This is a genomic window from Nocardia sp. 852002-20019_SCH5090214, from assembly GCF_001665865.1.
In the GTDB taxonomy this organism is placed as follows: Bacteria; Actinomycetota; Actinomycetes; order Mycobacteriales; family Mycobacteriaceae; genus Nocardia; species Nocardia nova.
Genome location: NZ_LZMK01000154.1, coordinates 25393 through 42089, shown reverse-complemented (window position 1 = coordinate 42089; position 16697 = coordinate 25393). Strand labels below are relative to the sequence as shown.

15 protein-coding genes and 2 tRNA genes are annotated in these 16697 nt (G+C 67.1%); 4 read left to right on the top strand and 13 right to left on the bottom strand.

Annotated features, from left to right (window positions below):
- Positions 1 to 45: 45 nt before the first annotated feature.
- From A5780_RS13215 to A5780_RS13200, 4 genes are all read right to left on the bottom strand, one after another.
- Positions 46 to 1086: a crotonase/enoyl-CoA hydratase family protein gene (locus A5780_RS13215; RefSeq protein WP_063015342.1), complete on the bottom strand. Its 1041-nt coding sequence runs from the start codon at positions 1084 to 1086 to the stop codon at positions 46 to 48.
- 104 nt (positions 1087 to 1190) lie between these two features.
- Positions 1191 to 1529: a hypothetical protein gene (locus A5780_RS13210; RefSeq protein WP_064908575.1), complete on the bottom strand. Its 339-nt coding sequence runs from the start codon at positions 1527 to 1529 to the stop codon at positions 1191 to 1193.
- 148 nt (positions 1530 to 1677) lie between these two features.
- A complete protein-coding gene (locus A5780_RS13205) occupies positions 1678 to 2121 on the bottom strand; it encodes a YbaB/EbfC family nucleoid-associated protein (RefSeq protein WP_064908574.1) in 444 nt (147 codons plus the stop codon).
- Between the two features lie 102 nt (positions 2122 to 2223).
- Positions 2224 to 3000, bottom strand: a complete 777-nt coding sequence (locus tag A5780_RS13200) for an XRE family transcriptional regulator (RefSeq protein WP_231982935.1) — start codon at positions 2998 to 3000, stop codon at positions 2224 to 2226.
- Between the two features lie 30 nt (positions 3001 to 3030).
- Between A5780_RS13200 and A5780_RS13195 the strand changes: the two genes are divergently transcribed.
- Entirely contained in the window at positions 3031 to 3762 is a 732-nt protein-coding gene (locus A5780_RS13195) for an MBL fold metallo-hydrolase (RefSeq protein WP_231982934.1), read from the top strand.
- A 140-nt stretch (positions 3763 to 3902) separates the two neighbouring features.
- Here the strand turns inward: A5780_RS13195 and A5780_RS13190 are convergent.
- Positions 3903 to 3975, bottom strand: a tRNA-Lys gene (locus tag A5780_RS13190).
- 348 nt (positions 3976 to 4323) lie between these two features.
- On the opposite strand from A5780_RS13190, the gene A5780_RS13185 reads away from it, so the two are divergent.
- Together A5780_RS13185 and A5780_RS13180 are read left to right on the top strand one after the other, a co-directional pair.
- Positions 4324 to 5508 carry an Ig-like domain-containing protein gene (locus A5780_RS13185; protein ID WP_063015346.1) on the top strand — a complete coding sequence of 395 codons (1185 nt, stop codon included), beginning with the start codon at positions 4324 to 4326 and terminating at the stop codon, positions 5506 to 5508.
- A gap of 368 nt (positions 5509 to 5876) precedes the next feature.
- Complete coding sequence (locus A5780_RS13180) at positions 5877 to 7331, top strand: alpha/beta fold hydrolase (protein WP_231982936.1); 1455 nt, start codon at positions 5877 to 5879, stop codon at positions 7329 to 7331.
- Between the two features lie 181 nt (positions 7332 to 7512).
- Here A5780_RS13180 and A5780_RS13175 read toward each other — a convergent pair.
- Positions 7513 to 7585 (bottom strand) — tRNA-His (locus A5780_RS13175).
- A 54-nt stretch (positions 7586 to 7639) separates the two neighbouring features.
- Complete coding sequence (orn, locus tag A5780_RS13170; protein ID WP_064908572.1) at positions 7640 to 8278, bottom strand: oligoribonuclease; 639 nt, start codon at positions 8276 to 8278, stop codon at positions 7640 to 7642.
- A 169-nt stretch (positions 8279 to 8447) separates the two neighbouring features.
- Here orn and A5780_RS13165 point away from each other — a divergent pair, with 169 nt between their 5' ends.
- A complete protein-coding gene (locus A5780_RS13165; RefSeq protein ID WP_082976452.1) occupies positions 8448 to 10130 on the top strand; it encodes a helicase HerA-like domain-containing protein in 1683 nt (560 codons plus the stop codon).
- A gap of 51 nt (positions 10131 to 10181) precedes the next feature.
- Here A5780_RS13165 and lysA read toward each other — a convergent pair whose 3' ends face one another.
- The 6 genes from lysA to A5780_RS13135 form a co-directional block, all read right to left on the bottom strand.
- A complete protein-coding gene (gene lysA, locus A5780_RS13160; RefSeq protein WP_064908570.1) occupies positions 10182 to 11525 on the bottom strand; it encodes a diaminopimelate decarboxylase in 1344 nt (447 codons plus the stop codon).
- A 146-nt stretch (positions 11526 to 11671) separates the two neighbouring features.
- Positions 11672 to 12463: a mycolate reductase gene (gene cmrA, locus A5780_RS13155; protein WP_064908569.1), complete on the bottom strand. Its 792-nt coding sequence runs from the start codon at positions 12461 to 12463 to the stop codon at positions 11672 to 11674.
- A gap of 11 nt (positions 12464 to 12474) precedes the next feature.
- The gene (locus A5780_RS13150) at positions 12475 to 13098 is read right to left on the bottom strand and encodes a VOC family protein (protein WP_063015351.1); all 624 of its coding nucleotides are present in this window, start codon (positions 13096 to 13098) and stop codon (positions 12475 to 12477) included.
- Complete coding sequence (locus A5780_RS13145; protein ID WP_064908568.1) at positions 13098 to 15149, bottom strand: NADPH-dependent 2,4-dienoyl-CoA reductase; 2052 nt, start codon at positions 15147 to 15149, stop codon at positions 13098 to 13100. Before A5780_RS13145 ends, A5780_RS13150 begins: the two co-directional genes overlap by 1 nt.
- 4 nt (positions 15150 to 15153) lie before the next feature.
- On the bottom strand, positions 15154 to 15756 hold the full coding sequence (locus A5780_RS13140) for a PadR family transcriptional regulator (protein WP_030517834.1): 603 nt from the start codon (positions 15754 to 15756) through the stop codon (positions 15154 to 15156).
- Between the two features lie 199 nt (positions 15757 to 15955).
- Positions 15956 to 16573, bottom strand: coding sequence for a TetR family transcriptional regulator (locus A5780_RS13135; RefSeq protein ID WP_036525890.1), 618 nt, complete (start codon positions 16571 to 16573; stop codon positions 15956 to 15958).
- Positions 16574 to 16697 lie beyond the last annotated feature (124 nt).

Genomic DNA, 16697 nt, shown 5'->3' with positions numbered 1-16697 from the left:
TCGCGGCCGGTTCGATGCTCGGGTTGTTTCGTCTAGGGCGCGGATTCACCTGTCTTCGACGCCATCCGACCGGTCGAATTGCGCCCGCTTCCAGTCGCCGAACGGTTCGTCGCGTTCACGCACCGCTTCCCGGAAGCCGACTGTGGCCGAGCGCAATTGGAACGCATAGCCTTCGCGCGTGTGCCGGGAGACGCCGTCGAAGACGGTGCTCACCATTCCCGAATTCGCGACGCCCTGGGCCAGCAGTGAGCTGTTGAGTGCCAATTTCGCCATGATCAGCTGATTGATCGGCATGCGCGAAATCCGTTCCAGCAGTTGCTCGGTGCGTTCGTCGAGCTCGTCCGCCGGACAGGACTCCACGGCCAGGCCCCACTCCTCGGCCTGCTTGCCGCTGAGGCAGTCGCCGGTGAACAGCAACCGCTTGGCGCGCTGGTCGCCGAGCCGGTGCGCCCACATACCGGCCGCCGGAATGCCCCACACGCGTGTGGGTGGGTAGCCGATCTTGGTGTCGTCGGCGCAGATGATCTGATCGCAGAACAGGGCGATATCCGTCCCGCCGGCGACGGCGAATCCGTGCAGTTTGGCGACCGTCGGCTTGTTCGCGTGCAGCAGGCTGGAGAAGCCGCGGTTGAACCGGCTCATCATCTGATAGTCGACCATGGGATCCCAAGTGCCCCAAGGGTTGTGGTTGCGCGCCTGCACCACCGGGTCGAGAACGGTCCCGGTCGTGGGCTGGGCCGACACGGTGGGGGACAGGCCGTTCTCCGCGAAGATCGAGAGGTCGTAGCCGCCGCAGAACCCCTTGCCGCGCCCGGAAACCACCATCACGTGCACGCGCGGATCCAGATCCGCGCGCTCGACCGCGTGCGCGAGTTCGATCGGAGTATCGGCGGTGATGGCATTGCCGTGCTCGGGCCGGTCGAAGGTGATGCGTGCGATCCGGCCGGTCACCTCGTAGGTGAGGGTGCGGTAGGCCGGGCCCTGCTCCGGTTCGGGTCGGTCGGCGAACAGCGAGTCCTCGCCGCTGGTCAGGTCCTCGCGCCAGGCCGCGGGCCGGGTGCCGGAGTGGTGCGCGTCGTCGGTCACCCAAGAAGTGAACTCCAGTTCACTTCTTGCTGTCAAGGGTGCCCGGCTGCCGATCGGGGGAGCAAGCATGGATAGCGGCGTGCGAGGCGCGTCGGACCGGTGGTTCAGGGGGCCGGGTTTCCGTCGTCGGCGAGCCAGGGCGTCACCGGCGGCTTGATCCACAGGATCTTCTCGTCCGTGTGATCACGTTGTGCGGCAGGATGATTCGGGTTGCGGGCGGCCCACCCGTCCTTCTCGTCGAGCAGCCGCGCGACCAGCGCCCACGTTTCGTCGGTGCTGGGCGGATTGGTATCGGCGGCCCGCGCGAGTTTGCGGCGCGTGGCTGCCGGGATCGTCGCGAGTTCGGCGCCGGAGATTCCGCGCTGCCACAGATAGGCCGCGAGCCGTCGCGCCTTCTCGGCGCGGCCCTTACTGGCGTGGTCGGTATGTGCGTAGTCGGCCATATCGGTTCCCGATCGCGAGCGAATTGCCCACGAGCCTAGCCACGTCCCCGCCGAGCCGATTCAGAGGATCCACTCCGGTCGACAGTCGGCATGATCGGCCCAGCGCACTTGTGAGCCGGTCACCGGTTCCGTGGTCTGCCGGACTCGGCTACGGCGAAGTCCCGCCCGCCGACGTGTCGGTTCCCCGGAAGAATTCGCGGATGTCCCGGAGCATCGGCGATTCATCCAGGATGTCGGGGAGGTCGGGTTGGTCGTCCAGGTCGGCCGCGACCGACGCCGCGGCGGCCTCGCTCTGCCTGCGAGCCCGGCGGGCGGCCTCCTGTGTCGCCTCCACGATGGTGCGGACGAGTTCCGCCGCCGGCTTGCGCAGCGCGGCGGCCGACAGCGACAGATCGGTGAGAACGCCGCCGGCGTCGACGGTCGCTGTGACCGAGCTGTCGGCGGAATCGGCTTGCACCCGAACGTTTTCCAGCCGCTGATTGATCTCCGCGAGCTGGGAGTGCTGTTGCTCGTAGGAATCGAGCAACCGCTCGACCTGGTTACGCAGTCCGCTGTTGGCCGACCGCAGGGCCTCCCGCCGCCACCGGTCCATATCGGTGTCCTCTCGTCGGCCGAACCGGGAGAGACGATTGTCCTCCACCCTGCGCGACAGGCCGGACGCTGCCTTCTCGGTGGTGGGAGGATCGGCGGCCGATCAGGTTCTGCGCGAGATGACCATGATGTATTCGCAGGGAGCGTTCGTCCGGTTGGCGAAGCCGTGGTCCGCGTCTGCCTGGAAGAACAGGGAGTCGCCCGTGTTCAGGGTTTCGCTGATCCCGCCGATCAACACGGTGAGGGCGCCGTCGAGCACCACGAGTTGCTTCTCGGTACCCGGCGGATACGCGGGCAGCAGCCCGGTGGAGACCTGTGCGGGGAGGTAGTGGACGATCATCTCGCCTGTTCCCGCGCCCGGAGCCGCGGACACCATGTGTCGTTCGAAGCCGGTTTCCGGGTCGCGGAAAACCGGGCGATCGCTCTTGCGCAGGACGACGGCCCCGCCGGATGCGGCAGCGGCCGACCCGCCGACCAGGTCCGAGAGCGACGCGTCGAGCGCGTGGGCGATTCTGGAGGCGACGCCGATCGTCGGGCTCTTCTCACCGCGTTCGACCTTGGACAGCATCGCCCGGCTGACCGACGACTGTGTCGACAACTGCTCCAGCGTCAGCCCCGCCTCCTCGCGGCGTCGCCGCACATTGCCGCCGAACACGCCGGCAGGGTCGTCATCGCGGTGTGGTCCGGTCACGTTTGCCTCTTGCTCGACCACCGTGCTCCTCGATCGATGGGTATCTCGCCGTGCACAGTGTATGTTTCTTCGATAGAAGAATACGTCTTCTATCGAAGATTTACGCGATCCGCGTGACACGACGGAGGTCTTATGCGTGTGGTTTCGAGTGGCAGGCTCCATGCCACGTTCGAATTCGGTGATCTGCAAGTGATTTCGCTGCGAGACGGATACATCGACATGCCGACGAGCCGGCTCCGCGACGAGAACGGGTGCCCGCTCGAGGAGCTGCCGGCCGCCGTGCCGCTGGTCGGCGACAATGTGAGGCTGGCGGTCAACGCCTTCTTCGTCACCGACGGCACGCGGTCGGTTCTCATCGACACCGGCGCGTCCGATGCGTGGCACGACCCCACCATGGGGTTGATCTACGACGCGCTCGACGAGGCGGGAATCGACCGGGCGCAGGTCACCGATGTGGCCATCACCCACAACCACGAAGACCACGTGAGCGGTCTGATCGCGCCGGACGGCACGGAGGCGTTCGCCGAACTCGAACGTGTGTGGATCGGCGCGGGCGACACGTCGGTGTTCACGGGTCGGCTGGCGCCGATCCGGGACCGGGTCGTCCCCGTGTCGGAGAAAATCGCGATCAACGATTGGGTCACCGCGATCCCGACACCGGGTCACACCCCCGGTCACACCGTCTACGACGTCAGCAGTGGCACCGCCCACCTTCTCGTCTGGGGTGACACGGTCCACGTCCCGGCCCTCCAGTTCGATCGGCCGAAGGTCTCCTGGGAGCTCGACGGCAACCAGTCCCAGGCCCGCGCTGCGCGGGCGGCCCTCCTCGAACAACTGACCCGGCCACGTCATTTCGTCGCCGGCGCCCACCTCGACTCACCCGGCATCGCCCGCGTAACCCCCGCCGGCTCCGGTTACGCGCTGGAATATCTGGCACCACCGATCGGCTGATCGAGCCCGGCGTCTCGGGGCCGCAGCGCGGGTGCAACAGCGTGTGGAATCCCGTTGTGACCGACTGGAATTCGCGGATCGTCCGGACCGGAACGCAGAAGACCCCTGACCGGCAATCCTGGTCAGGGGTCTTCGTGGAGTGCGCCATCAGGGACTCGAACCCCGAACCCGCTGATTAAGAGTCAGCTGCTCTGCCAATTGAGCTAATGGCGCTTGGACCTCCGGATCGGGCTGTGGGCTCCGTTCCGGTGCGGGAGAAACCATAACAGTTGGGTGCGCGGAAAGTGAAATCGCCTGTTCAAAGGCTATTCGAGAAGGCATCGTGATCTTGGGTGAATGCGGTAACGGTTGGCGGGCCGGAAGGGATGAATCGGACGAGAGTGTGCGGGGCCGGCGCGTCGTGTTCAACCGGTTGCGACCCTTCCACCTGGCAGAATAGGTGGGCGTGGTCTCGACCGATCCCCGCATGCGTGGTGGGTTGAGCAGCGTGGCCGGTTTTCCCGGTTGCGTACGAGGCATGAAACGGGGTTGCACATGGGCGGACGTCGAGGCTCGCGGCGAATGAGAGCGCCGGCGGCGTGGTTGGGCGTGATGTCGATGCTCGCGCTCGCGGTGACCGGATGCAGTGATTCCGGGGCCGCGAACAACGGACCGGCGATCGAGGCGGCTTCGGCCATCGACCTGGTCAAACCGAAGGTGCTGACGCCGGTCGCCGACGGGGCGGTCGGGGTGCCGCCGGGCGATCCGATTCCGGTGAAGGTGGACAACGGGAAATTGACCGCTGTCACGTTGCTCACACCCGAGGGCAATCCGGTGGCGGGGCAGATCGCCCCCGACGGGACCTCGTGGCAACTGACCGAACAGCTCGGCTTCGACCGCACGTATCGCCTGCAGGCCGATGCGGTCGGAATCGGCGGCACCACCTCGACGACAATCAGTTTCACCACTCTCGCACCGCGCAACAAGACGCATCCGTGGTTGCTGCCCGGTGAGAACGCGGTGGTCGGAATCGGTCAGCCGGTCGCGATCCAGTTCGACGAGAACATCCCGGATCGACGCGCCGCGCAGGATGCGATCAAGATCACCACGACACCGGCGGTGGAAGGCGCGTTCTATTGGGTGAACAATCGCGAAGTGCGTTGGCGCCCCGAGCATTTCTGGGCCCCGGGAACCAGTGTCGCGGTTGACGTGAACACCTACGGCCGCGATCTGGGTGGCGGGCTGGTCGGTGACTCCGATATCCATTCCAGCTTCACCATCGGCGATCCGATGGTCTTCACCGCCGACGACAACACCAAGATGGTCACCGTCGAACGCAACGGCCAGGTGATACGAACCATGCCGACCTCGATGGGTAAGGATTCCACGCCCACCCAGAACGGCATCTACATCATCGGCGACCAGTTCGACCACATGATCATGGATTCGTCCACCTACGGTGTCGCCGCCACCGGCCCCAACGGATATCGGACCCCGGTCGACTGGGCGACGCGCATGTCCTACAGCGGCATCTTCATGCATTCGGCGCCGTGGTCGGTCGGTCAGCAGGGCTATTCGAACACCAGCCACGGCTGCCTCAACCTGAGCCCGGCCGATGCCCGCTGGGTGTACGAGAACGCCAAACGCGGCGATATCGCGATCGTCAAGAACACCGTCGGTGACACCCTGTCCGGCGTCGACGGACTCGGCGACTGGAATATCCCGTGGGCGGAATGGAAGGCGGGCAACGCCGACACCAACCGCTGACGACGGCGAGACGAGCGGGCCTTCCGGATATCCGGAAGGCCCGCTCGTCGTTCGGGCTCCACGCGGTGATCGGACGCTACACTGGCTTCCGCCAATCCACTCCCGCGAAATCCGGGGCCGAGGCGCACAACACTGCGGCTCCCCGAAATCGCCTGTGTTCGTGGCTCTTCCGGGGCGATCGCCGCTCCGCTGCGTGGTTGGCGGTGGCTCCCGTGTGATTCGGTCTCGGCTTGCTGAAGGGTCAGGTCCTCATGGGTGGTGGAGAGCGGTACGCGGTCACGACCCCTGGGGGTCGTCGTTCTCGTGGTCGGCTGCGAGAGGTCGGCGGGGCTGTCGCGTCGGTGATCGTTGCCGTACTCGCGGTGACGATGGCCTCCGCTTCCGGTATCGCGGTCGCCGAACCCGCAGACCCGCTGGCGCGCTTTCATCGGCAACGTCTCGACTGGGGTGTATGCGACGATGCGGCCCTGGTAGCAGAGGGTGCGGTCTGCGCGGATGTCGCGGTGCCACTCGATTACGGCAGTCCGGACGGGCCGATCATCAGTATCGCGGTCTCGCGGATCCCGGCGAGCGATACAGCACACCGTCGCGGTGTGCTGCTGACCAATTCGGGCGGACCCGGTACGCCGGGGCTCGATGCGTTCGAACTCGTCGGTGATGTTCTCGAACCGGATGTGCTGAGTCGCTACGACCTGATCGGATTCGATCCGCGTGGCGTCGCCCACTCCGGGCGGCACCAGCGATGCGGCTGGCCGGTCGCCACCCCGATCCGCTCGGCAGGTATCGGATTACCGGGCTTCGTCACCGAAACGGCCCTGCAGGCACGGCTCGCCGCCGACTGTCTGGTGGGCGGTGACCTGGCCTGGATGCGGCAGCTCAGCACGCGCAACACCGCGCGCGACATGGACGTGATCCGTGCGGCACTGGGCGAGGACCGCATCAGCTATTACGGCGTCTTTTATGGCACGTATCTGGGCGCGGTCTACTCGCAGTTGTTCCCCGGCCGATCCGACCGCATGGTGCTCGACAGTGCCATCGATCCGCAGCGCTACTGGCTCGGCTTACAACAGGATTGGGGGCCGGCGGTGGAAGCGGCCTTCGACGACTGGGCCGGCTGGGTGGCGGCTCGCGATCGGCAGTACCACCTCGGCGCTTCCGCTCCCGAGATACGCCGGCGAGTCGAGGCTCTCATCGCTCGTGCGGCGCGGTCGCCGATCGTGGTCGAGGGCTTCGGCTTCGACGATCATGTCCTGCCGAATCTGCTGTGGACGATGTTGCGGGATGCGCGATTGAACGAGGCGCTGGCGGCATCGGTGCGAGCCGTTGCCGACGCGGCGGAGGGCCGCGCGCCCGCGGTGCCCGCGCAGTTGCACCAGCAGATCGAGTACTACGAGCACGACGAAGATTCGGTGATGGTGCAGATCTGGTGTGCGGACGCACCGATGCCCGCCGATCCCGCGTGGTACTGGAATGCGATCGAGGCGGCTCGCCCGACCCAGCCGATCTTCGCCGCACTGGCTGACAACATCCAGCCCTGTGCCTTCTGGCCACCGCCGGTGGAACCGCCCACCGTGGTCGACAACGATGTGCCCGCCCTGATCCTGTCCGCCACGGGCGACAACCGGACGCCCCATGCGCACTCACTGGCACTGCATCGGCAGATGGCGGGATCTCGCTTGATCACGTTGGCCGACACCAGGATCCACATGGTGCTGCGTCCGGGTTTGAGCACCTGCATTCTCGACACGACCAACGGCTACTTCCGGGACGGGGACTTCCCGGAAGACGATCGCACCTGCCGGCCCACCACACTGATCGAATGAGCCGTCCGACCGGTGCGCGCTCGACCAGGGTCGGCCGGCAACCGGATGGACTGAACGGTAACCGTGACGCGCACCACGTCCGCGCATCGCGATCGGGTCGGGCGGACCGGACGGAAAGTCGACGACTCGACTCATGACGAAGGGGCAGGTCCGGAATCTCTTCCGGACCTGCCCCTTGCAGGGTGACCGACGGGACTCGAACCCGCGACAGCCAGGATCACAACCTGGTGCTCTACCAACTGAACTACGGTCACCATCGCCGGTAACAACCGGCGCGGTAGATGGTAGCGCGAAGACCGTCGGGAAACCTAATCGGCGGGTTCGGTGGGGGGCTCGGAACCGGTGAAACCGGCGCTGACCTGCGCGGCGATCTCGGCGATCTCGGCGGTCGAGGGGCCGGGAGCGGCAACGAACGCGGTCCGGCGGTAATACCGGAGCTCCCGGATGGACTCCTCGATATCGGCGAGGGCGCGGTGGGCCAGGCCCTTCTCCGGCTGACCGAAGTAGATGCGCGGATACCAGCGCCGGCACAGCTCCTTGATCGAGCTCACGTCGATCATCCGGTAGTGCAGGTGGGCGTCGAGTTCGGGCATGTCCCGGGCGATGAAGCCGCGGTCGGTGGCGATGGAATTGCCGGCGAGCGGCACGGTGCCGGGGGTGGGAACCCACTCGCGCACGTAGTCGAGAACCCGCTGTTGCGCCTCCTCCATGGTGACCGTGGAGCGTCGCACCTCGTCGGTCAGGCCGGATTTGGCGTGCATCTCCTGCACCACCGGCGGCATCGCCGCCAACGCGTCGTCGTCGGCGTGGATGACGATATCGACGCCGTCGCCGAGGATATTGAGATCGCTATCGGTTACGAGCGCGGCCACCTCGATCAGCTTGTCGCTGTCCAGGCGCAGGCCGGTCATCTCGCAATCCATCCACACCATCAGTTTGTCGGACACTCCGGCAACCTTAGTGCGCGGACGGTGCGAATCGGACCGACCGCACCGGATGCGTGCCGTCCGGCCCGTTGCGGCCGCCTTCCGGCAAACATCCCGCTACAGTTTGCCCAGGTATATGCGTGATTCCAGTGGTGTCGGCAGCGGTGGGCAGGGCGACGGAGGATCGGCGATGACCAGTTCCGAGGACAAGGCGGCGAAGGCGGCGGCGGCGCGCAAGGCGGCCCAGGAAGCGGCCCGGGTCGCGGCCGAGGCGGCGGCCGCGGCGGAGGCGGCCGAGGCCGCAGCCGCCGCGGAGCAGGTGCCGGAGCCGAAAATGGCTGCCGCCGAGACGGATTCGGCCGCCCAGCAGATCGCGGCGGGTTACGACTTCGAGGGTGCCGCGCTGGAACTGGGTGCGGTAGTCGTCGGCGGGGAGGTCGATCCGGCCGCGCGGGTCCGGATTCCGATGCGAACGCTGAACCGTCACGGTCTCGTCGCCGGCGCCACCGGAACCGGGAAGACCAAGACCCTGCAGGGCATCGCCGAACAGCTGTCCGCGGCGGGTGTGCCGGTGGTGCTCGCCGATGTGAAGGGCGATCTGTCGGGGCTGGCGCAGCAGGGCGAATCGAACGACAAGCTCGCCGCCCGTGCCGCCCAGACCGGCGATACCGACTGGGCGCCGCACGGATTCCCGATCGAATTCGTCTCCCTCGGCACCGAGGGAATCGGCGTCCCGATCCGCGCGACCATCACCTCGTTCGGCCCGGTGCTACTCAGTAAAGTGCTGGGGCTCAACGACACTCAGGAATCCACCCTCGGCCTGATCTTCCACTGGGCCGACACCCGGGGGCTGGCGCTGCTGGATCTGAAGGATCTGCGTTCGGTGATCCAGCACCTGACCAGTCCGGAGGGGAAGGAGGATCTGAAGGGGATCGGCGGGGTGTCGGGCGCGACGGCCGGGGTGATCCTGCGTGCGCTGGTGAATTTGGAGGCCGACGGCGGCGACACCTTCTTCGGTGAGCCCGAACTCGACCCCGCCGATCTGTTGCGGACCGCCGGCGGCCAGGGCGTGATCACGCTGTTCGAACTCGGATCGCAGGCGGCGCGGCCGGTGCTGTTCTCCACCTTCCTGATGTGGGTGCTGGCCGATCTGTTCCAGACCCTGCCCGAGGTCGGCGATGTCGACAAACCCGAGCTGGTCTTCATCTTCGACGAAGCGCATCTGCTGTTCGCCGACGCGTCCAAGGCGTTCCTGGAACAGGTCGAGCAGACGGTGAAACTGATCCGCTCCAAGGGGGTCGGCGTGTTCTTCTGCACGCAATTGCCCACCGATGTGCCCAATGCGGTGCTGTCGCAACTGGGTGCGCGGATCCAGCACGCGCTGCGCGCGTTCACCCCCGACGACCAGAAGGCGTTGTCGAAGACGGTGCGCACCTATCCGAAGACCGCGGCCTACGACCTCGAGAACGCCCTCACCACGCTGGGGATCGGTGAGGCGATCGTGACGGTGCTGTCCGAACAGGGCGCGCCGACGCCCGTGGCCTGGACCCGGCTGCGCCCGCCGCGGTCGCTGATGAACACCATCGGCGAGGACGGGATCCGCTCGCGCGCACAGTCGAGCCCGCTGTTCGAGAAGTACGGCCGGACCGTGGACCGGGAATCGGCCTACGAAATGCTGGCCGCGAAAGTGGTTGCGGCCGAACCGGAACCGCAGGCGATGCCGCAGGGCTCCGGCGGGCGTGCACCGGAGCCGGACGTCTCGGCGGCGGAACGGATCATGAGCAATCCGGCGGTGAAGAGTTTCCTGCGTTCGGCGGCCTCGGCCGCGGGCCGCGAGATCAGCCGCAGCCTTTTCGGCACCCGCAAGCGCTGAGCGCTCCCTGACGCCGGGCAGGCGTCACCGGCCCGCGCGCGGAGGTGCCACTCAACCGAGATCGCGCAGCAGCAGATCCGCCACGGTCTCGCGGCGCACCAGCTCTCGCATCCGGCCGTGACGGAGCGCGACGATCGGCGGCCGCCCCACGCCGTTGTAGGCCGAGGCCAGGCTGTGGTGGTAGGCGCCGGTGCACGGAATCGCCAGCAACTCACCGACGTGCAGATCCGCGGGTAACCGGATATCGGCGGCGAGGACGTCACCGGCTTCGCAGTAGCGTCCGGCCACGGTGGCGGTGATGGTCGGTCCGGTGGGATGCCGGTTCGCCACCACCGCGTCGTAGCGCGCCCCGTAGAGGGCGACCCGCGGATTGTCGTTCATTCCGCCGTCCACGATCACGAACGTTCGTCCGCCGGGCACATGCTTGATCGCGGTGACGCGATAGATCGTCACGCCGGCGCGAGCGACGATGCCGCGGCCCGGTTCCATCGCGATCACCGGGCGGGGGAAGCGGTTTCGCGCGCACGCCGCGTCCAGGGCGTCGTCGATGATGTCGGCCAGCTCCGAGAGATTCAGTTCCGCGTCGCCCGTGCGATAGGCCACCGCATGCCCGCCGCCCAGATCGAGCTGGGTCAGCACGACGCCGTAGTCGTGCCGGACCTCGGCCATCCGCGCGACGAGCCGTCGCACCGCTTCCCCGTAATGGTCGGGGGTGTGGATCTGCGAGCCGAGGTGGCAGTGGAAACCGCGCAGATCGAGCAGGGGATGGTCGACGATCGTCCGGATCGCCTCCTCGGTGGTCTCGTCGTGTAGGCCGAAGCCGAATTTCTGATCGCTGACCCCCGTGCGGACGGCCGGATGTCCGTGCACGTCGATATCGGGTGTCAGGCGCAGCAGAACCTGCTGCGGCCGTGTGACCACCGTGCCCAGCAGACTCACCTCGGTGAGCGAGTCGATCACGATCCGCCCCACGCCGGCGCCGACCGCGTATTCCAGTTCGGCGAACGGTTTCCCGCTGCCGTGCAGGATGATCCGACGCGGGTCCACCCCGGCCGACAGGGCGATCGCCAGCTCGCCGGCCGAGCACACATCGATGCCGAGACCTTCCTCGGCCACCAGCGCCGCGATCGTCCGAGTCAGCAGAGCCTTTGCGGCGTAGACGATTTCGGCATCGGGGAAGTGTTTGCGGTACGACCGGCAGCGGGTGCGGATCTCGCTGTCACCGATCACATAGGTCGGTGTGCCGTAGCGGTCGGCGACATCGTCGAGGGCGACCCCGTCGACGGTGATGCGGCCCAGTTCGTCGTAGTGCGTCCGGTACGGCCACACGGTGGTGTCCAATCGCGGGGATGCCATCCCCGAACGTAAGGACGGGAACATCTCGAGCAACGTCACGGCGTGTCTCCTGTGGTTCCCCGCTTTCCTCCTCGACTGCGGGGGTCACTCTCAGGACTACGCCGCGCAATGGTGCCGGAACCGTCTCGATACGCCGTCTTGACCAGCGGCGCCGCGATCTTGACGCCGCCCTGACACCCTGCGGATCAGCCGGCCAGCTTCTTGTAGAACGAGCCGACGATGGGCGCGGTGAGCGCCCGCGGCGCGTACTGGCCGGCGACGCTCATACCCTTGCTGATCAGGCCGGGAACGACGCGCATCTTGTTGCGCGCCAGGGCGTCGATGGAGATTTTCGCGGTGTAGGCGGCCGATACCCAGATGAAGTCCGGGATCTTGCTGCCGACCTCTTCCTGGTCGGGATTGTCGGTGCGCACCGGGCCCGGCGCCAGCAGCGTGACATGCACGCCACTGCCGGTCAGCTCGCCGCGCAGCGATTCGGAGAAGGTGTTGGTGAAGGCCTTGGTCGCGGCATAGGTGGCGTTGTTGGGGATGGCCATGTTCCCGGCCGCCGAACCGGTGAGGAGGATGCCGCCGCCGCGGGCGAGCATGCCGGGCAGCACCGCCAGGGTCAGATCGTGGACCGCGACCGCGTTCAGTTCCATCACCGAGCGCTCGACGTCGGCGTCCAGGTCGGCGACGGCGCCGAAGGTGGCGACACCGGCGTTGTTGCACAGGATGGCGATCTCCCGGCCGGCCAGCTCGGCCACCAGCGGTGCGCGCTGTTCGCGATCGGACAGGTCCACCGCGCGAACCTCGGCGGTCACCCCGTAGGTGTCGGTCAGCCGCTGTGCCAGCTCGGCGAGCAGGTCGCCGCGCCGGGCGACCAGGATGACCGAATAGCCGCGTTTGGCGAGCTCCTCGGCCAGAGCGGTTCCGATCCCGGAGGACGCTCCGGTGACGACGGCACGATTGTCGGCGGTGGGTGCAGGCAAGCTCACGGTCGCCGAGCCTACCGGGTGCCCTCATCCGCGGCGCCGGACTTCCCCTCGCCGCGGGGCTTGGGCTCGAGGAAGGCGATCCCCCAGTCGATATGCCCGTGCCAGACCCCGGCGATCCGTCCACCCTGCACCGCCGGCTTCGGATCCCCGACCGGGCCACCGGCCGCACGCACCGCCGCCACCGTGGCATCGAGATCCGGAGTGCCGAAGGCGACGCCGACCAGCGCGGGCCGCTTCGTCGGGGCGGCGACGACCTCCAGGAACGCCTCGCCGACGCGATAGAACGCCATTTCGGGGCCGTCCGGACCACGCGGGTGGAAGCGCCGTCGCGGGCCGATCCCCAGCACGGCGTTCAGCGCGGTCACGGATTCGTCCAGATCCGGCACCCAGTAGACGACGTGGTCGACGAAGGTCACCCCGTTGGGATGGGCCGTCTCGGTCTCGACGTCGTGCAGCAGCTCCGGCACACCCAGTGTCGCCGCGTCGGACTCGATCCCCTCGAATCCCCAGCCGGTGCCGACGCCGAGCGTGCAGGAGATCCGCCCGATCCGCATCATCCCGCCCTCGACCGCGAAACCCAATGCGGCCCACGACTTCTCGTCGCCGGGCAGTCCCAGCCGGGTGAGAATCGCCATTACAGCGCCGCCGCCAGGCGGGTGCCCTGATCGATGGCCCGCTTGGCATCGAGTTCGGCTGCCACATCGGCGCCGCCGATCAGATGGATGCGCACCCCCGCCTGCCGCAGCGGATCGACCAGATCGCGCACCGATTCCTGTCCGGCACACAGGATCACGTTGTCACATTCGATGACGGTGGGCCGATTCCGCTTGTCACCGAAACTGATGTGCAACCCGCGGTCGTCGATGCGTTCGTAGTTGACGCCGCCGATCTGCTCGACACCCTTCGCCTTCACCGCCGCACGATGCACCCAGCCGGTGGTCTTGCCCAGGCTCTTGCCGAACGGAGTCGACTTCCGTTGCAGCAGTACGACATCGCGGGGCGCGGGCGAGGGACGCGCGACGGTCAGCTGTCCCGGAGCCTCCGGATCGTCGGCGGTGACACCCCACTCCTGCTTCCATTCGTCGAGCTTCAGCGCCGGATGCCCCTCGACGGTGAGGAATTCGCTGACGTCGTAACCGATTCCGCCCGCCCCGATCACCGCGACCTTCTTACCGACCGGCTTCTCCTCGCGCACGAGTTCGGCGTAGGTGAGCACCTTCGGATGGTCGATACCCGGAATATTCGGGATACGCGGGCGCACGCCGGTGGCGAGCACCACGTGGTCGTAGCGGCCTTCGATCAACTCACCGGCGCTCACCCGGCGGTTCAGGAATACCCGCACCCCGGCGAGTTCCAGCTTGCGGGTGAAGTACCGGATCGTCTCGTTGAATTCCTCCTTGCCCGGAATCCGCCGCGCGATATCGAACTGTCCGCCGATCTTGTCGTCGGCTTCGAACAGATCCACCTTGTGGCCGCGTTCGGCGAGGTTCACCGCCGCCGACAATCCCGCCGGTCCCGCGCCCACGACCGCGATGCGCTGCATCCGCCGGGTGGGCAGCAGGCGCAGTTCGGTTTCGTGGCCGGCCCGCGGATTCAGCAGGCAGGACACGGTCTTGTGGACGAAGGCGTGGTCCAGGCAGGCCTGGTTGCAGGCGATACAGGTGTTGATCTCGTCGTCGCGGGCGGCGCGGGCCTTGGCGGCCCACTCCGGGTCGGCCAGCAGCGGCCGGGCCAACGACACCAGATCGGCGTCGCCACGGGTGAGGATCTCCTCCGCGGTCTCGGGCATGTTGATCCGGTTCGAGGCGCAGACCGGAATGTTCACGCGCGCGGTGATTTTCGCGGTGAATTCGACGAAGGCCGCGCGCGGCACCGAGGTGACGATCGTGGGCACCCGTGCCTCGTGCCAGCCGATGTCGGTGTTGATGATGCTGACGCCCGCGGTCTCCAATTCGGTTGCCAGCGCCAGGATCTCGGGTTCGGTCTGGCCGTGTTCGACGAATTCCGCCATCGACAACCGGAACACGATGACGAAGTCCGCGCCGACGGCGGCCCGGATCCGGCGCACGATCTCCAACGGAAACCGCCGCCGGTTCTCCGCCGACCCGCCCCAGCGATCGGTGCGCTTGTTGGTGCGCGGCGCGAGGAACTGGTTGATCAGATATCCCTCGCCACCCATGATCTCGACACCGTCGTATCCGGCGAACTTCGCCAGCCGCGCACACCGCACGTAGTCCTCGATGGTGCGCTCGACACCCTTGTCGGAGAGTTTGCGAGGGCGGAACGGGTTGATCGGCGCCTTGATCGAGGAAGCCGAAACACTGAACGGCACATAGGCATAGCGCCCGGCGTGCAGAATCTGCAGGGCGATCTTGCCGCCCTCGGCGTGCACGGCCCTGGTGATCGCGCGATGCCGGTAGGCCTCGGTCTTGTTGGTGAGTTTGGCGCCCAATGGCAGCAGCCAGCCCTCGCGGTTGGGGGCGTAGCCGCCGGTGATGATCAGGCCCACGCCGCCGCGGGCGCGCTCGGCGAAATAGGCGGCCAGCCGGTGGGTATCCCAGGCGCGATCTTCCAGGCCGGTGTGCATCGAACCCATGACCACCCGGTTGCGCAGGGTGGTGTGGCCCAGGTCGAGCGGCTCGAACAGATGCGGATACGAATGCGGCGAATCGGAATTCGCGGTCATGGGATTACCTTTCGGAAACGGAATCCGGTTGCGGGGCTGAGGCTTCCGGATCAGGCGACGACGAGCGCGACACACCCCGCAGACCGGCCAGTACCTCGTCGCACCATTCGACGAAGCCGACCTCGACCCGGATACCGCCGCGCAGCACCAGGTACTGGTACAGGGCGGTGCCGGTGAGCCGGTCCGGGGCGGGGAAATCCTTCTTCTCGATGAGGCGGTACAGCTCCAGCCGCTGGGCGTGGTGATCGCGATGACGTTCGACCTCGGCGCGCAACGCGTCCGGATCGCCGTGGGCGGCGGCGCGGATCTTCACGCCCAATTCGCTGCGCAGCGGGCCGATATCGTCGGTCGGCTCCGCAATCCAGCGCGCCAGTTCGGCATCTCCGGCGGCGCTGACGGTGTAGACCTTCTTGTCGGGCCGCCCGTCCTGAGCGATCGCCTCGCCGGTGACCCAGCCGCGTTCCTCCATGCGCTTGAGTACCCGGTAGATCTGCTGATGCGTTGCGCTCCAGAAGAATCCGATCGATTTGTCGAATCGGCGCGCCAGTTCGTACCCCGAACCGGCCCGCTCGCTCAGCGATACCAGCAGTGCGTGTTCGAGGGCCATGCGGTGAGGTTAACCGATACCCGCTGTACTATGCAACGTGGTGCATATTCCCGGCCAGGGGAGCCGGAACTGCGAGAATCCTGTGAGGACGTGCAGTTTTCTGTATTATCACCCGCGGTGCTCTGCACTATCTCGGATACGGGAAGGGCGCCTCGCACGACCGCGAGGTCCGCGGGGCGTCCTTCTGTCCGAGGGGCGCTCAGGCGGTATGCGGTTTCCAGGCGGCCATGCCCAGGGCAATCATCCGCACTTGGCCGACGGTGCGATCGACGAGTTGCGGGCGGTCGCGCAAGGGGACGGCGACGAAGTCGGCGATGTGGTCGGCGACGGTGGAGACGATCAGGTCGGCAGCCAGTTCCAGATCATCGGTCGGCCATGCGTCCAGCGCCGGAATCCGCGACATGTCGACCACCAATTCCCTTGTGATCAACTGCATTTCGGAGGCTATCGCGGAGCGTAGCGCTGGTGCGCCTCCGTGGCGTTCGCGGATGAGGAAGCCGTAGAGGTCCTCGCGGCCGGCGATCTGAGCGAAGACGAATCGCACCGTTTCGGCCAGGCGCGCGTCCGGGGTGCGGCGCAAGTGCCGCAGCGCCAGGCGCAGCTGTCGCACGCCCTCGTCGACCAGGGCGGTTCCCAACTCGTCGAGGGAATCGAAGTGGCGATAGAAGGCGGTGGGCACGATCCCGGCCGAGCGGGCGATCTCACGCAGGCTCAGCGCCGCGAATCCGCGCTCGGCAGCCAGGGCCAGCGTGCCGTCCAGCAGTGCTCGCCGCGTGCGCTCCTTGCGCTCGACTCGGGTTTCGGCCTGCTCGCTCATCTCGCTGAGCATACATCCGTTCACGATTGGTCCATTCATGGAGATGTTGCATCGGTCACATCAGATGCAGGTTGAACTATTGCGGTACCGCCAGGCACACTAGTTCAGTGTACAGATGTGCACC

Coding starts and splice junctions, on each gene's coding strand:
- A5780_RS13205 (WP_064908574.1), bottom strand. CDS start 2,121: ATGGACCGGTGGCGGCGGGAGGCCCTGCGGTCGGCCAACAGCGGACTG.
- A5780_RS13150 (WP_063015351.1), bottom strand. CDS start 13,098: ATGGCGATTCTCACCCGGCTGGGACTGCCCGGCGACGAGAAGTCGTGG.
- A5780_RS13180 (WP_231982936.1), top strand. CDS start 5,877: ATGGCCTCCGCTTCCGGTATCGCGGTCGCCGAACCCGCAGACCCGCTG.
- A5780_RS13140 (WP_030517834.1), bottom strand. CDS start 15,756: ATGGCCCTCGAACACGCACTGCTGGTATCGCTGAGCGAGCGGGCCGGT.
- A5780_RS13185 (WP_063015346.1), top strand. CDS start 4,324: ATGAGAGCGCCGGCGGCGTGGTTGGGCGTGATGTCGATGCTCGCGCTC.
- A5780_RS13165 (WP_082976452.1), top strand. CDS start 8,448: ATGACCAGTTCCGAGGACAAGGCGGCGAAGGCGGCGGCGGCGCGCAAG.
- A5780_RS13135 (WP_036525890.1), bottom strand. CDS start 16,573: ATGAGCGAGCAGGCCGAAACCCGAGTCGAGCGCAAGGAGCGCACGCGG.
- A5780_RS13145 (WP_064908568.1), bottom strand. CDS start 15,149: ATGACCGCGAATTCCGATTCGCCGCATTCGTATCCGCATCTGTTCGAG.
- A5780_RS13195 (WP_231982934.1), top strand. CDS start 3,031: ATGCCGACGAGCCGGCTCCGCGACGAGAACGGGTGCCCGCTCGAGGAG.
- A5780_RS13210 (WP_064908575.1), bottom strand. CDS start 1,529: ATGGCCGACTACGCACATACCGACCACGCCAGTAAGGGCCGCGCCGAG.